This window comes from Flavobacterium sp. (assembly GCF_046317795.1).
Lineage (GTDB): Bacteria > Bacteroidota > Bacteroidia > Flavobacteriales > Flavobacteriaceae > Flavobacterium.
Window position 1 is genome coordinate 1 of the sequence record NZ_JBKCVI010000049.1, and the last position, 16,268, is coordinate 16,268.

A 16,268-nucleotide genomic window follows, 5' to 3' on the forward strand; every position below is an offset into this window, starting at 1 on the left:
CAGCAGATTCAAGGTTGTTCCAGAAATTCATGCTGCAAAGATAGCAATCTGTGTTTTTGGTATCATAGAATCAGGGAGCAATTCTTAATGAAAAAGCCTGTCTCTATTTGTGGAGACAGGCTTTGGAAATGGAGTGTGATCCCGTTTGGATTCGAACCAAAGACCTACTGCTTAGAAGGCAGTTGCTCTATCCAGCTGAGCTATGAGACCAAAATCCAAATATGTCGGGGTGGCAGGATTCGAACCTGCGGCCTCCTGCTCCCAAAGCAGGCGCGATACCCGGGCTACGCTACACCCCGTATTTCATTATCTGCGGTCTTCCCGATTGCAAATCGGGACACGATAACCGGGCTACGCTACACCCCGTATTTCATTATCTGCGGTCTTCCCGATTGCAAATCGGGACACGATAACCGGGCTACGCTACACCACATGTATTTATCATCTGTGTTACTCCAAATGTTAAATTTAGACACGATATTTAGGATACACTAGAACCCAAGAGCGGAGAGTAAGGGATTCGAACCCTTGGTACAGTTTCCCATACGCATGTTTAGCAAACATGTCCTTTCGGCCACTCAGGCAACTCTCCAAACTCAATTAACGAAAATTTATTAAGCGGTTGCAAATGTAATTTATCATTCTATATTTTACAACTATTTCATTTCTTTTTTTGTGCGTAAAAACAAATAACAATTAAAACGGCTCACTTTCAATAAACTAGAATACATGAAATGGATATAATTTGCTTAAAACGAAGATTTATTAGGGTTCCGATTAAATAATTTATAATAAAAGTTTAGATTTGCAGGACAAACACCCGAGGCGCTTGCAGCCAAATTGTATGGAGCGCAGCGGAGTAAAACAACAAATATCATGAGTAAAAAAGTAGTTATAGTGTCCGCTGTGAGAACTCCTATTGGAAGTTTTATGGGTTCATTATCTTCCATTACTGCAACAAAATTAGGGGCAATTGCTATCAAAGGGGCATTAGATAAAATTAATTTAGATTCAAACTTAGTCGATGAAGTTTTGATGGGTAATGTAGTACAAGCAGGTGTTGGTCAAGCTCCAGCTAGACAAGCTGCTTTATATGCAGGTTTGCCAAATACGGTTGCTTGTACAACAATAAACAAAGTTTGTGCTTCGGGAATGAAAGCTATCATGCAAGCAGCACAAGCCATTATGGCTGGCGATGCCGAAATTGTTGTTGCCGGTGGAATGGAAAACATGAGTTTGATACCACATTATGTTCACCTGAGAAATGGTGTGAAATTTGGTCCAACCTCTCTAGTTGACGGAATGCAAAAGGATGGTTTGACTGATGCTTATGACAACAATGCCATGGGCGTTTCTGCCGACTTATGTGCTTCAGAATATAAAATATCAAGAGAAGAACAAGATAATTTTGCCATTCAATCCTATCAACGTTCGGCTAAAGCTTGGTCTGAAGGGATGTTTGATAACGAAGTTGTTCCTGTTGAAATTCCTCAAAGACGTGGTGAACCCATTATCTTTTCAAAAGATGAAGAATATACTAATGTAAAGTTAGATAAAATCCCTACTTTGAATGCGGTGTTTAGCAAAGACGGAACGGTAACAGCTGCCAATGCATCTACCATCAATGATGGTGCAGCCGCTTTGGTATTAATGAGTGAAGAGAAAGCAAAAGCATTGGGATTAAAACCATTGGCCTATATCAAATCCTATGCAGATGCAGCACAAGAACCAAAATGGTTTACAACTGCGCCAGCCAAAGCATTGCCAAAAGCTTTAGACAAAGCAGGTTTATCAGTTGCAGATGTTGATTATTTTGAATTCAACGAAGCTTTTGCTGTAGTTGGTTTAGCCAATGCCAAAATCCTTGGATTAGACAATGACAAAGTAAATGTAAATGGTGGTGCGGTTTCATTGGGACATCCTCTTGGATGCTCAGGAGCCAGAATTGTTGTTACTTTAATTAATATATTAGAACAAAACAATGCCAAAATTGGAGCAGCTGCTATTTGTAATGGTGGTGGTGGTGCTTCGGCTATAGTTATTCAAAGAATGTAAAAAATAGTCCTTAATGATTAGTATACAGCCCTCAGTAATATGTGAAGGATATAACAAGTCAATATTTTATTTCTAATATCTAAAATCTAATATCTAAAATCTGAAATCTGAAATTTAATGTTTGCCATCTGTAATCTTGCCATAATTCCATTACGAGCCGAACCGAGTGATCGAAGCGAAATCGTTTCGCAAGTTTTATTTGGTGAGCATTTTGAAATATTGGAAATGCAAAAACAGTGGTCAAAAATCAAATTGCATTTCGACGATTATGAAGGTTGGGTTGATTCGAAACAATACCAAATTATTTCTGAGAAAAACTTTATAGATTTATCCAAAGATGCCATAATATTGAATACTGATTTGGTGGAATATGTTTCAAACTCAAACAATGAATTACTTCCTATTACACTTGGTGCATCACTATCCTTTTTAAATCATAGTGAAATTAATACGGAGAATTTTGAATTTGAAGGAATGAAAACAAGTGGTGTAAAACCAAAAACCGATTTGTTAACTACTGCGTATATGTATTTAAACGCACCATACCTTTGGGGTGGAAAAACACCATTTGGTATCGATTGCTCTGGTTTTACCCAAATGGTTTATAAATTGAATGGATACAAGGTACTTCGTGATGCTTCTCAACAATCTACTCAGGGAGAAGCGTTGAGTTTTATTGAAGAAAGTGAACCTGGAGATTTAGCTTTTTTTGACAATGATGAAGGAAAGATTATTCATGTTGGAATCATGATGGAAAACAACTACATCATTCATGCGAGCGGAAAAGTTAGAATTGATAGAGTTGACCATCTGGGTATTTATAATGCAGAACTAAATAAGCACACACATCGGTTGAGAGTGATTAAAAAAATTATATAGACCGAGACAAATGTTTCTGTTTTTTTGTATTTAAAAGTTTCGAAACTCGCTAAAATTGCTTACATTTGATATAGAATTATTGCATAATTCCATAAAAATGAATAACAATTTTTCAATTGTAAAATCTTTAAAAACATTTTTAGAAGAGACTGGTGATTTATCTTATTTTACCCTTCGATTTTTTAAAGAAGTTTTTAAGCCACCCTATGAGTTTAAAGAATTCCTGAAACAATGCTACAATATGGGTAATCGTTCCTTATTGCTAGTAAGCGTCACAGGTTTTATTATCGGTTTGGTTTTTACCTTACAATCTAGACCTACACTACTTAAGTTTGGCGCCGTTTCTTGGATGCCATCCATGGTTAGTATTTCAATTATTCGAGAGATGGGACCAATTATAACCGCTTTGATTTGTGCGGGAAGAATTGGTTCTGGAATTGGAGCAGAATTAGGTTCCATGCGAGTTACCGAACAAATCGATGCCATGGAAGTTTCGGGTACAAATCCATTTAAATTTCTAATAGTAACAAGAATTTTAGCTACAACCTTTATGTTACCCATTTTAGTTTTCTTCGGAGATACTATCGCCATATTTGGTTCTGCATTGGTTGAAAATATAAAAGGGAATGTTTCCTTTTTACTCTACTTCAATCAAGTTTTTAACAGTTTGGTTTTTAGTGATTTGATACCTACAACTATTAAAACTTTCTTCTTTGGTTTTGCCATTGGTTTAGTAGGTTGTTTCAAAGGATATTATTGTGAAAAAGGGACTGCAGGTGTTGGTTTAGCGGCCAATTCAGCTGTAGTTTATTCATCAATGTTGCTTTTTATAATCGATTTTATTGCCGTTTTTGTTGCTAACATATTTTATGGATAACATCATGGAAACAATAAATATTAAATCTAATCTGATTATTGAAATCACAGACTTAAAAAAAAGTTATGGTGAAAATCATATACTAGAAGGATTTAATATGAAATTGTATGAAGGAGAAAATCTAGTTGTTATGGGGAAATCTGGTTCAGGAAAATCAGTTATGATTAAATGTTTGATTGGATTAGAAAAACCTGATAGTGGCTCAATAATAGTGATGGGTAAAGACATTAACAAATTAGAACATTGGAAATTAGATGAGCTGAGAACTGAAATTGGTTTCCTTTTTCAAGGAAGTGCGTTATATGATTCAATGTCGGTTAGAGAAAATTTAGAATTCCCTTTACGTCGACATACCAAAAAATTTGGATTCATAAAAGACACGACTCCTATGGTCATGGAAGCTCTAGAAAGTGTTGGTTTAGCACATACAATTGATTTAATGCCTAATGAATTATCAGGTGGAATGAAAAGAAGAATAGCTTTGGCAAGAACACTAATTTTGCAACCAAAAATTATTCTGTATGACGAACCCACAACTGGCTTAGATCCAATAACTTCGAAAGAAATAATTTTACTAATGATGTCTATTCAAAAAAAATACAATACATCATCTATTATTATTACTCACGATGTTGATTGCGCCAGAGTAATTTCGAATAGGATGATTTTATTAATAGATAAAATAAATTACGCCGAAGGTACTTTTAAAGAACTTTCTGTTTCAGAAGACCCAAAAATTAAAGCATTCTTTAAATGAAATTGTAACAATGGAAAAAACAACATCAGAAAAAATTCGTTTAGGTTTATTTGTCATAATTGGATTGTCATTCTTTGTGGTAGCCATCTATTTTATTGGAAGCAAACAACAAATGTTTGGAAAAACAGATCATTTATCGGCTGTATTCAATAATGTTGGCGGTTTGCAGTTGGGTAATAACGTGCGATTTTCAGGTATCAATATTGGATCTGTTCGAGAAATAAAAATTATCAATGACACTACGATTAACGTAGACATGCAAATAGAAAAATCATACTTTCAATACATCAAAAAAGATGCTATTGCCTCTATTGGTTCTGATGGATTAGTAGGAAGTGTTATCATCAATATTATTCCTGGAAAAGGTATTGAGTCAAATGTTGTAGCTGGTGATATCATTAAATCTGTGAATCGCATTCGAACCGACGATATGATGAGTACACTCAATGTTACCAATCAAAATGCGGCACGTCTTACAGCTGACTTGTTGAAAATCACAAACGATATTAACAATGGTAATGGAACAATAGGTGTTTTGCTTAGAGATTCTACTATGTCAAATGATTTAAAAGAAACCATACATAATTTAAAACTCACTTCCCAAAAAACAACTCAAACCATTGATAATTTAAATACTCAAATTGCTTCTTTCGACAATAAAAATAATGTCATTGGTGTTTTAAAAGATACTGTTGTTGCCAATAAAATAAAGAAAGTTGTAATCAATCTCAATCAATCCAGTGAGGAAATTAACAAAGTGGTAACCAATTTAAACGCCACTATTTTGAATATAAAAGAAGGCAAGGGCGCAATCAATTATTTAGCCAATGACCAAAAACTCGTAAAACAAATTGATTCAACCATGTCCAATATCAATGAAGCCAGTAAGAAACTAAATGAAAATCTGGAAGCATTAAAACACAATTGGTTCTTCAGAGGTTATTTCAAAAAAATGGAAAAACAAAATGCAGTAGATAAATAAGTACTATTGTTAGATACTTTTCAAAGTCTCTACCAAATAATCAATATCGTCTTTTGTATTATAATGGCTGAAAGAAATACGCAAACTTGGTTTTTTCAAATCCTCGTCCGAGAGCATTTCTGCCAATACATGCGATGGTTTTGCGCTTCCACTCTGGCAGGCACTTCCGCGAGAAACAGCAATGCCTTTCATGTCAAGATGGAATAATATCATGGTGGTTTTTTCCTCCGAAAAAGGCAGTAAAACATTTAAAATATTGTAAAAAGTTGTAGTCCCATTCTCCTTGACTTCCTGGAAAGCAGCTTGTAGTTGTTGCCAACAATAGCTTTTCAAATCAGCTATATAATTTATCTCCTCATTTAGATTTTCATAGGACAATTCCAATGCTTTTGCCATGCCTGCTATTTGATGAACGGCTTCGGTTCCTGCACGCCAACCTTTTTCTTGTTCGCCTCCAAACAACATCGGTTGCAATACAAGATTTTTGCGAACAAAGGCAAAACCAATACCTTTTGGTCCATGAAATTTATGAGCACTCGCCACTATAAAATCTATGGGTAATTGCTGTAAGTCCAAATCCGTTTTTCCCACAGATTGCACTGTATCACAATGAAAAAAAGCCATATTTTGTTGGCACATCGCTCCTATTCTACTGATATCGTTTATCACTCCCGTTTCATTATTAACGTGCATCAAGGAAACTATTGTTTTAATTTCATCAGTAAGTAATCCAGCCAATTGATGGTAATCCAAAGTACCAGCTGATGACACATTGACAAACTCCACTTGTATTCCAAATTCTTCTTGCAAAGCCAATACCGTATACAATGTGGCATGATGTTCTACTCTAGAAGAAATGATTCGCTTTACGCCTAAGTCTTTTACAGCACTTCTCAAAATCCAATTGGTTGCTTCAGTAGCTGTAGCCGTAAAAATAATTTCCTGAGATTTGCAATTCAAATATTTAGCAATTGTTTTTCTAGCCGTTTCTATGACAGCTTTGGCACTTCTTCCGATGCTGTGGGTAGAAGAAGGATTTCCAAAATCTTGTTGCATTACTTTTACCATTTCATCAATAACTTCCTGACGAAAGGGTGTTGTGGCGGCATTATCGAGATACACTTTTTGCATGGTGCAAATATAAAAGTACTATCTTAATTAAATGATAAAACCTATTCAAAATAGTTTAAAAAACTTATTTTTGTTAAAAATTTTAAACAAATGAAAAGAATATTAGGTGTCCTTTTACTGCTTTTTATTTTCAACGCCTGCGATGATGGTGATTTGAAAGTGGATGTTATTGACTTTTCCGATGTTGATGCTGTAAAATGCGATCAAAAAGATATTATATACAAAATCAAAGCTGCAGAAATGCTACTTCTTGTAATGCCTATGTCATCACTTCCAACTGATGAAACAACGGTAAACAATCCATTAGTACTTAACATAAGTTCCACCAATAAAGTAATTTACAGACAATATAATGGCACCGTAAATGCTGATAATATTTGTCAAGATCCTCCTTCCGCTACTCCTATTGTGATAGAAGAATGGACTGCTTTAACAGGAACCATTCAAATCACAACTACTGCAGTAAAATCGGTTGATGCCAATAATGCTACCAAAATTACCGGCTACAAACACAATATTATTTTTAAAAATGTAACATTCCAAAAACCCAATGGCAATCAATTTTACGAAACCTACATTTTTGGTGATTACACTAAACCTATAAATGCGTTAGCTTTTGGATTTGATGAAGAAGTTGACAAGAGTACTTGTGTTAATGATAATCGTATCTTTGACTTTAGTATTGGTGAGGCATTTATTTTAGATGTTGCTGATTATGCTTCACTTTTTGAAAATGTAGTTACAACAGCTCCAAGAATACGCTATATTAGTGCTGCCAACAAGTTATCCTATAGATTGTATTCTAATACAATCGGCAATGCTTACTTTTGTGCCACTTCAACACCTGCCACACCAATACTGTTACAGCAATGGAATGCTGTTGATGGTGTGCCTTATGTTAGTGGAATAATTGAAGTTACTACAACAGAAGTAATTGGTACTGGTTTTCAACACACCATCCGTTTGAAAAAAGTTACTTTGAAGAAAGGAAATAGCAATTTCACTTTGGGTGATAATTATTTGTATGGAAATCTCATTACTTCTCCTTAATCCAAATATTCAATGCCAACCGATTGTATTAGTTATCAAAAATCAGGATATTTTACTAAATTAATTGTTGATTATTTAGATAAAAAACCAGCGTTGAACGCTCTTTACAATCGCTTTCCATCCATTGAAAATTTTGAAGGTCAAATCAAAGAAAAAGAAACTAATTTTCCTTTTTCAACTAGAAGTATTTTAGTAACGGCTCTTAAAAAACAATACCAAGGTTTTGAAATTTCGGAGGTAACAAAAAGCAATATTGCACTACTCTCCGACTCCAAAACATTTACTATTACCACAGGACATCAGTTAAACTTGTTTACTGGTCCTTTGTATTTTCTACATAAAATAGTGACTACCATCAACCTTTGTGGGGCCTTAAAACAAAACTATCCTAGCTGTAATTTTGTACCTATTTATTGGATGGCAACCGAAGATCACGATTTTGAAGAAATCAATTATTTCAATTTCAAGAACGTAAAAATCAAGTGGAACAAAGATAGCTTTGGTCCAGTGGGAAGATTGGCTACCGATGGATTGGATGAAGTATTGGCCGCATTCGCTACTGAATTGGGCTTTGGTGATAATGCTAACCATTTGAAATACTTATTTGAGAAATCGTATGTACAACATAACAATCTGGCTGATGCAACTCGGTATTTGGCTAACGAACTATTTGGCAACAAAGGTTTAGTGATTCTCGATGGTGATGACGTTGCTTTAAAACAGTTGTTTGTTCCTTATGCCAAAGTAGAATTGGTAAACCAAACGGCTTTTAAAAAAGTAAGCGAGACTAATACGTTATTAGCTGACTATACGCTTCAAGTGAACCCAAGAGAAATCAACCTTTTTTATATTGAAGATACTCTCAGAGAGCGAATACTATGGGAAAACAATCACTATAAAATCAACAATACCACACTGGTATTTTCGGAAGCCGAAATGCTTGCGGCGCTCGAGAAAAGTCCCGAGAAGTTTAGCCCTAACGTTATACTAAGACCACTATACGAAGAAGTCATTCTTCCTAATTTGTGTTACATTGGTGGTGGTGGCGAAATCGGCTATTGGCTGCAACTGAAATCCAATTTTGAAGCCAATAACGTTACCTTTCCTATTCTTTTAGTGCGCAACTCTGTCCTCTTGGTAACAGAAAAGCAAGTTCAAAAAGCAGACAAGCTCCAACTCTCTTGGGAAGATTTGTTTTCCAATCAACAAGAGTTGTTCAACAAGAAAACACATGAGTTTTCCAAATTCAATCTTGATTTCTCCGAACAAAAGGAAATACTAAGAATACAGTTTGAGAAGCTTAATAAGATTGCCTCGCAAACTGACAAATCCTTTACTGGTGCCGTAAAAGCACAAGAAGTAAAACAAATTAAGGGTTTAGAAAACCTAGAAAAGCGCTTAATCAAAGCCGAAAAAAAAATGCATGCAGACGAACTGGAACGTATTATCCAACTTCAAAATGAGCTGTTTCCTAATCAAAGGTTGCAGGAACGAAGTGCTAATTTTGCTGAGTTTTATACAGCTTATGGAAATGATTTTATCCAAAAATTGTTTTCAGCGTTAAAACCTTTGGAACCAAACTTTACTATTATTACTTTATAGCATACAACGCTTTAAAATTCTATTTAAAAGTATTACTTTTGCACCAAATTATAAAAAAAGAAAAAAAAATGGCAACAAATAGAACTTTTACCATGATTAAACCTGATGGAGTTGAAAACGGACACATCGGAGGTATCTTAAATATGATTACTGAAGGTGGTTTCAGAATTGTAGCAATGAAATTAACCCAATTGACTGTAGCAGATGCTCAAAAGTTTTATGCTGTTCACTCAGCTAGACCTTTCTTTGGAGAATTGGTTGAATTTATGACTCGTGGCCCTATCGTGGCGGCTATCTTGGAGAAAGATAACGCTGTGGAAGAGTTCAGAACGTTGATTGGTGCTACGAATCCAGCTGATGCTGCCGAAGGAACTATTCGTCACAAATATGCTACTTCTATAGGCGAAAACGCGATTCATGGTTCCGACTCTGATGAGAATGCAGCTATCGAAAGTGCTTTTCACTTTGCTGGTAGAGAGCAGTTTTAGTAAAAAGTGTTCAGTGTTCAGTCCCGAAGTGTCGGGAGTTGGCAGTGTTTTTATCGTTACAGAACAATATAAGAATTCCATTCATTAGATTGAATGGATTTTTTTTACTCTTTGTAATTCCCGCATTGGCGGTAATCCATTCTTCTTTATCCAAACCGACATTTCTAGAGTTTTGAGCCCTACTCTAAATGACCCTAGGCGATGCCAAACGGAGCGCAGCTAATCGAAAAGCATAAACTAAAGAGAACTTCCATTCCAAGCAAAGTCTCATATCTTTGTAGCACAACCAAATTATAATCCCATCGTGAAGAAATATCGGTTGCAACGGGTTTCATACCGTTGAAAAAAATCAAAAAAATTTGCGAATTTGCGGTAAAAAATCAAAACAAAAAAATCCGTTAAATCCGTTAAATCCGTGGCAAAAAACCATTGCGTACTTTGCGTAAAACTTTGCGCTCATTGCGGTTAAAAAAAATCAAAACAAAAAGTCCCCATCAAATAATTGATGAGGACTTCCATAAAAAAAGCCTGCCTGCCGGCAGGCAGGGCAGCGACTCCCGATAGCTATCGGGACTCCCACACCCGAGCGTAGCGAACAGACGAAGTAAATTTCAGTACTCACGATCCCGAAAACTTCGGGATTAACTTCTCTGTTCGACTATCTTTACTTACTCCTGACTTCCGCACTTTTTTTTAATTTTTGATCATTTTAACTTTGAATATGAGGTTTTTATGATTTATGTTCTTATGGTTTTGGGTGTCCCAGGGTGTTTTTTTACTTTTGTTCTATGTTTGTTAGACAGAAGAAAAATAAAAGTGGTGTTGTAAGTATTCAAGTTATTGACAAAAGTTCTGGCAGGTATAAGTTACTGAGAACCATTGGTAGTAGTAGTGATCTTGTTCAAATTGATAAACTTATTGAAGAGGCACGAAATTATATTAAAGAAATTAAAAAACTGAACGAGTTTGATTTTCAAATTCAAATGAATTTATTCAAAATATTTTAGAAAATATCAGAGCTTTAAAATTATCAGGTATTGATTTAGTTTTAGGTAAAATATTTGACGAAATTGGATTTTGTAAAATTGAAGACAATTTGTTTAAAGACTTAGTTTTATATCGATTAGTTTATCCCAAAAGCAAATTAAAAACTACTGAATATCTCTATCGGTTTTCACAAAAGCAATACTCTGAGGATGATATTTATCGTTACATGGATAAGCTTCATAGCAAGCAAAAAGAAACAGTTCAGAAGATAAGTTTTGAACACACACGGTTGATTTTAGATTCAGAGATAAGTGTTGTTTTTTATGATATTACCACCATTTATTTTGAATCAGATAATGAAGATGAACTTCGTAAAACAGGATTTTCAAAAGAAGGAAAACATCAAAACCCACAAATTGTTTTAGGATTATTAGTTAGTAAAAATGGTTATCCATTGGCTTATGATGTTTTTGAGGGAAATAAATTTGAAGGACATACGATGTTACCTATAATTGACACGTTTAAAGAGAAATACAATCTACATCAGTTAGTTATAATTGCTGATTCTGGATTACTTTCCTCAAGCAATGTTGAAGAACTTCAAGAAAAAAAATACGAGTTCATTTTAGGGGCAAGAATAAAATCAGAAAGTAAATCCATAAAAGAAAAAGTACTTGCTTTAAGATTAAAGAATGGAGAAAGTGAAATCATTGAAAAAGATAATTTAAAACTCATTATTACCTATTCTGAAAGCAGAGCAAAGAAAGATAAACTAAACCGTGAAAGAGGATTAAAAAAACTCGAAAAGCAAATTAAAACTGGGAAATTAACCAAAGCCAGTATTAATAATCGGGGTTATAATAAATATTTAAAAATGGAAGGAGAAATAAAAGTTGTCATCGATAAAGTCAAGTTCCAACAAGACACAAAGTGGGATGGATTAAAAGGTTATATAACCAATGCGAAACTTACAAAAGATGAAATTTTAGAGAATTATAGTAACTTATGGCAAATAGAAAAAGCATTTAGAACTGCTAAAACAGATTTAAAAATAAGACCTATTTACCACCGAAAAAAAGAACGAATAGAAGCACATATTTGTTTAACCTTTGTTGCTTACAAAGTATACAAAGAACTCGAAAGACAACTAAAATTAAAGAACTCGAATCTATCCCCAGAAAAAGTAATCGAAATTCTTCAAAGTATGTTTCAAATTGAAATAAAAAATACAACAAATAATGAGATAATTAAACACAATATTATGATAACAAAAGAGCATCAAATAATAAAAAAACTTTTTAAATTATAAATTGGGTGTCCCAGTGCGGAAGTCAGGAGTATTAAGTATTAAGTATTAAGACTAAATAGTACTAAAATCCCTGTCTCGTTTGTTAACGAGATGGGTATTTTTTATTGTATTTTGGTTTGTGGTTTTTTTTTGCACAAACCTGCCTGCCATGCCTAAGGCAGGTAAACCGGCAGTTAGGGTCATGAGGATTTTTTGCTACAAAGTTGCGAAGTCGCGAAGTTTTTACTCATTTAGGTTTTTTTGTTAATCCGTTTAATCCTTAGTAATCTGTGGCTTTTATATGGGTTTAACGACAAACCTCTATGACAGCAGTTTAGGGGTGCACAAAGTCTTTCCACTTAGTTCTATAACCTTTTTACAGGTTCAGGTTAAGCCAATTACAAGGTCACAACTTATGTGTTGATTGGATTTGTTTAAGAGAGACTTTTTATATTCAATTTTCTTTGAAACATTAGTAGTAGATAATATGACTAATGATATTTATGTATTTCATCTCTTTTCATCTTGCTTATAGTAAAATTATAAATTTGCTAATTTTGAGAAGATTTTATTTGAGAATTACTAATTGTATTAACTAAAAATCAATAATTTATTAACACGAAAACGTTATAGTTTGTTATAATGTGTGACGGGTTGTTGTTTGCTATTGTTGTTTTTTTATCTTTATATACTAAAAATCTACTAATATATCTTTTTGCTATTTAATTCAATTTGAATAGAATTATTTATGCCTAATTACTATTGTTTGAGTATAGTTTATTTTCTAATTAAAATAGTTTATTATGAAGAAAGAATTACGCATTGAAAAAATGACAATTAAAAATGGGTACGCTACTATTAGTAAGAATTCCATTAGTAAGTTTTACTTATTTTTGTGTGCTTTATTGTTCTCGGGCACTTTGAGTGTTCAATCACAAAATTTTTCGAGTTGGACAGGATCGGGAAATTGGAGCAATAATGGAAATTGGTCGAGTGGTACTGGTTATGGGCAATTGGAGTTTCAAGGTGCTGGTAATGCGACAAATTGCGTTAACGACGTGAATGGCATGAGTCAATGGCGACTTTATTTTAGTGGAAGTGTTGCCTACAATTTAACTGGTTCTGGCTCTGTCAATTTATTTGATTTTGGAGGTCAAAACAGTTGGGTTTTGAGTGACGCGACAGCAAACCAAACCATTAATTTTCCTATTAATTTTAATGATGGTGGCACAAGAACATCTTGGATAACCGCAAGAAATTCTGGTGGTTTAACTTTTAATGGGAATTTAGCAACAGGAGGAAACATTACTGGATTGCGTATTGCCAATTCAAATGCATCCAGTTCTATTTCAATAAATACTTTATCGGGAAACAAGACTGTTATTATTGGAAGAGACAATGTTGATGCGAACCAAGCCAATACTCGAGTTACGCTTACGGGTAATAGTTCTGGAGGTTATTCAGGACTTGTATTTGTGCATGCAGGAACATTATTTGTTAATGGAACAACTGCGGCTTCTAGTACTGTGTCTGTATCGGCAGGGAATGCTGCTACGCTTGCGGGTAGTGGAACAATAGGGGGAACAGTTTCCCTCACTGGTGTTGTTTCCCCTGGTGGAACAGCAAGTACTACTGGCACGATTACCACAGGAGCATTTACGTTTAATAATAGTTCTTCTTATAGAATTGAAATGAATAACGCAACTGGGACTTCTGGTGCTGCTAGTGGGTGGGATAGAATTACTTCAACTGGTGTGTTGACTTGTTCTGCATCACCGATTACTTTAAATTTAGTTTCACTTTCAGTGTCTAACTTCAATCCAGCGAATAATTATACTTGGCCAATAGCTTCTGGTAGCACTGTTTCAGGATTTAACACTAGTAATTTTATAATTGATACAGCATCTTTTGCTGCTTTTACAGGCACATTTGCGGTGACGTTGTCTGGTGGGAATACAATTAATTTGGTTTATACAGCACCAACTCTAGCGCCAGGTCAACCCAGTGCTATTTCGGGATCAACTGCGTTATGTGATGGTGCAACTCAAACCTATAGTGTAACCAATGACCCAAACGCAACTAGTTACGAGTGGACTTTGCCTAGTGGTTGGACTGGGGCAAGTGCCACCAATAGTATTGATGTAACCGTTGCTAGTCCGGGTGGTACAATTTCTGTAATTGCCAAAAATGCAAGTGGTGATAGTTTGCCTAGCTCATTAGTAGTAGGAGTTGGGGTGAGTACATCCATTACTTCTCAACCTTCGACTAGTGCTCAGTCGGTTTGTTTGGGCACTGCAGCAACACCATTATCGGTAGTGGTAGCTGGCGCGTCTTTAACTTATCAGTGGTATAGTAATACTATACAAAGCAACTCGGGAGGAATTTTAGTGAGTGGTGCTACTTCTTCTTCTTACACGCCTGTCTATTCAGGCGGAACTACTCTATATTATTATTGTGTTGTTGGTGGACTTTGTGCTCCAACCTCTATAACAAGTAATGCGTCTGGCGCAGTAACGATAAGTGGAATACCAAATGATACTGCAACCTATGGAATAACTCCTGGAGGCAATGGTGGTCAAGGTTTTGGACCTTGGTCATTTTTGGTAAGTGGTGGTAATGGAGGTACTTTTACAGCAAGTTCTGATATCGGAACTGCTTGGGGATTATTCGCCAATGGCGGTGGATTGACTTCGGCGGTAAGACCATTTGCTGGTCCATTAGCTGTCGGCAATACCGTTAGTTTTGCTTTTGATAATGGAAATATTGACAATAATCAAAGAGTAGGTGTTAGGTTGCGAAATTCTAGTAATAATATTTTAACTGAGTTTCGTTTTACAGGCGGAGGTTCTAACTATTTTATAGCTGATGCAGCAACTTCGGATACAGGTATTGCTTTTACTTCAGCAGGTTTGAGTACTATTACTTTTGCCTATACTGCTGCGAATACTTATAGTATTTCAATTACTCGATCTGGTATTACAACCGTATTAACTGGAAGAACTTTTGCTACAGTTAGTGGTGGGGCAATTCCTGCTCAAATAGAATTTTACAATAGTAACGCTGGAGGTGGTTCTGATAAAGATGTATTTTTTAATAATTTGAGTATTGGTCATCCGAGAGTTTTTGAACAACCATCGACTAGCACACAAAACGTTTGTCAAAATGAAACAACAACGGATTTGTCAGTTACTGCTTATGGTGATAACTTGGGATACCAATGGTATAGTAATCCTGGAAATGTATTAATAGCTAGTGCAACATCAGCTACTTTTACACCCCCAAGTGACACGGTAGGCACGAATACTTATTATTGTGTAGTGAGTTATACGGGAACTTGTGGGACTGCACCTAGCAGTTCAAGTAGCAGTTCTGGAAATATAGTAGTAAATGCTTTCCCAACAGTAACTGCAGCTTCGGTAACACCAAGTTCGGTTTGTGGTTCAGGAACAGTAGCTTTCTCAGCGAGTGCTAGTGCGGGTTCTATAGTATGGTATGATGCTGCCACAGGTGGAAATATTGTACCAACCCCACCAACCAGTATCAGTTCTACAACAACATTACATGCACAAGCAGTATTCAATGGCTGTGATTCTACAGCTCGTACAGCAGTAACTGCTTCAGTAAACGCCATTCCAACAACTTCAGCCATTGTTGGTGCAACTACCGCTTGTTCGGGTTCAACAGCTTCTTACAGTGTTACTAACACTGCAGGAAGTACCTATTCCTGGACAATTACAGGCGGTACACAAGCATCAGGAACCAATACAAACAGTATTACTGTTACTTGGGGTGCTGCAGGTGCAGGCAATGTTAGCGTTGTAGAAACCAATGCGGCACTTTGTCCAGGTACGGCAGTAAATCTTCCGGTTACAGTAGGACCACAACCAGTATGGTACACCGATGCTGACAATGATGGTTACCCATCAAACGCGGCTACGGTTCCAAGTTGTACACGTCCACTTAATGGTAAGTTGGCTTCAGAATTGACAGCCCTTACTGTGGATTGTAACGATGCTGTTGCTACTATTAACCCAGGACGCACAGAAATCTGTTGGAACAACATCGATGATGATTGTGATGGTTTATTATCAGAAGGATGTGCACCAGTTGTGGTAAACATGGCTACTGCCAATAATACAGTATTGCCGTCATTTGCTACAGCCGTTTCGGCT

General features: G+C 35.6%; 12 protein-coding genes and 3 tRNA genes. 11 read left to right on the plus strand and 4 right to left on the minus strand.

Going from position 1 to position 16,268, the window contains the following annotated elements; all coding sequences use genetic code 11:
- Window positions 1-136: 136 nt before the first annotated feature.
- The 3 genes from ACK5ON_RS03140 to ACK5ON_RS03150 all read right to left on the minus strand — a co-directional run bounded on the left by ACK5ON_RS03140 (window position 137) and on the right by ACK5ON_RS03150 (window position 592).
- Window positions 137-210: transfer RNA gene (locus ACK5ON_RS03140), tRNA-Arg, on the minus strand.
- 14 nt (window positions 211-224) lie between these two features.
- Window positions 225-299, minus strand: a tRNA-Pro gene (locus ACK5ON_RS03145).
- 206 nt (window positions 300-505) lie between these two features.
- Window positions 506-592 (minus strand) — tRNA-Ser (locus ACK5ON_RS03150).
- A 284-nt stretch (window positions 593-876) separates the two neighbouring features.
- On the opposite strand from ACK5ON_RS03150, the gene ACK5ON_RS03155 reads away from it, so the two are divergent.
- From ACK5ON_RS03155 to ACK5ON_RS03175, 5 genes are all read left to right on the plus strand, one after another.
- Window positions 877-2,055, plus strand: coding sequence for an acetyl-CoA C-acyltransferase (locus ACK5ON_RS03155; RefSeq protein ID WP_409819797.1), 1,179 nt, complete (start codon window positions 877-879; stop codon window positions 2,053-2,055).
- A gap of 117 nt (window positions 2,056-2,172) precedes the next feature.
- Window positions 2,173-2,934: an NlpC/P60 family protein gene (locus ACK5ON_RS03160; RefSeq protein ID WP_396174239.1), complete on the plus strand. Its 762-nt coding sequence runs from the start codon at window positions 2,173-2,175 to the stop codon at window positions 2,932-2,934.
- A 97-nt stretch (window positions 2,935-3,031) separates the two neighbouring features.
- On the plus strand, window positions 3,032-3,811 hold the full coding sequence (locus tag ACK5ON_RS03165; protein ID WP_396174237.1) for an MlaE family ABC transporter permease: 780 nt from the start codon (window positions 3,032-3,034) through the stop codon (window positions 3,809-3,811).
- A gap of 4 nt (window positions 3,812-3,815) precedes the next feature.
- Window positions 3,816-4,568 carry an ABC transporter ATP-binding protein gene (locus tag ACK5ON_RS03170; protein WP_396174235.1) on the plus strand — a complete coding sequence of 251 codons (753 nt, stop codon included), beginning with the start codon at window positions 3,816-3,818 and terminating at the stop codon, window positions 4,566-4,568.
- 10 nt (window positions 4,569-4,578) lie between these two features.
- A complete protein-coding gene (locus tag ACK5ON_RS03175) occupies window positions 4,579-5,550 on the plus strand; it encodes an MlaD family protein (RefSeq protein ID WP_409819799.1) in 972 nt (323 codons plus the stop codon).
- Between the two features lie 9 nt (window positions 5,551-5,559).
- Here the strand turns inward: ACK5ON_RS03175 and ACK5ON_RS03180 are convergent, their stop codons facing one another.
- Window positions 5,560-6,681, minus strand: a complete 1,122-nt coding sequence (locus ACK5ON_RS03180; RefSeq protein ID WP_409819801.1) for a cysteine desulfurase family protein — start codon at window positions 6,679-6,681, stop codon at window positions 5,560-5,562.
- A gap of 90 nt (window positions 6,682-6,771) precedes the next feature.
- On the opposite strand from ACK5ON_RS03180, the gene ACK5ON_RS03185 reads away from it, so the two are divergent.
- The 6 genes from ACK5ON_RS03185 to ACK5ON_RS03210 form a co-directional block, all read left to right on the plus strand.
- Window positions 6,772-7,731 (plus strand): hypothetical protein, encoded by a 960-nt coding sequence (locus tag ACK5ON_RS03185; protein ID WP_409819804.1) that lies wholly within the window; start codon window positions 6,772-6,774, stop codon window positions 7,729-7,731.
- A gap of 12 nt (window positions 7,732-7,743) precedes the next feature.
- Window positions 7,744-9,333 carry a bacillithiol biosynthesis cysteine-adding enzyme BshC gene (gene bshC / locus ACK5ON_RS03190; protein WP_409819807.1) on the plus strand — a complete coding sequence of 530 codons (1,590 nt, stop codon included), beginning with the start codon at window positions 7,744-7,746 and terminating at the stop codon, window positions 9,331-9,333.
- Between the two features lie 68 nt (window positions 9,334-9,401).
- The gene (locus ACK5ON_RS03195) at window positions 9,402-9,821 is read left to right on the plus strand and encodes a nucleoside-diphosphate kinase (protein WP_396174226.1); all 420 of its coding nucleotides are present in this window, start codon (window positions 9,402-9,404) and stop codon (window positions 9,819-9,821) included.
- A gap of 788 nt (window positions 9,822-10,609) precedes the next feature.
- Window positions 10,610-10,828 (plus strand): hypothetical protein, encoded by a 219-nt coding sequence (locus tag ACK5ON_RS03200; protein WP_409819810.1) that lies wholly within the window; start codon window positions 10,610-10,612, stop codon window positions 10,826-10,828.
- A gap of 89 nt (window positions 10,829-10,917) precedes the next feature.
- Window positions 10,918-12,117, plus strand: coding sequence for an IS1634 family transposase (locus tag ACK5ON_RS03205; RefSeq protein ID WP_409819812.1), 1,200 nt, complete (start codon window positions 10,918-10,920; stop codon window positions 12,115-12,117).
- 782 nt (window positions 12,118-12,899) lie between these two features.
- On the plus strand, window positions 12,900-16,268 hold a 3,369-nt coding region (locus ACK5ON_RS03210), incomplete at its 3' end, for a MopE-related protein (RefSeq protein ID WP_409819814.1).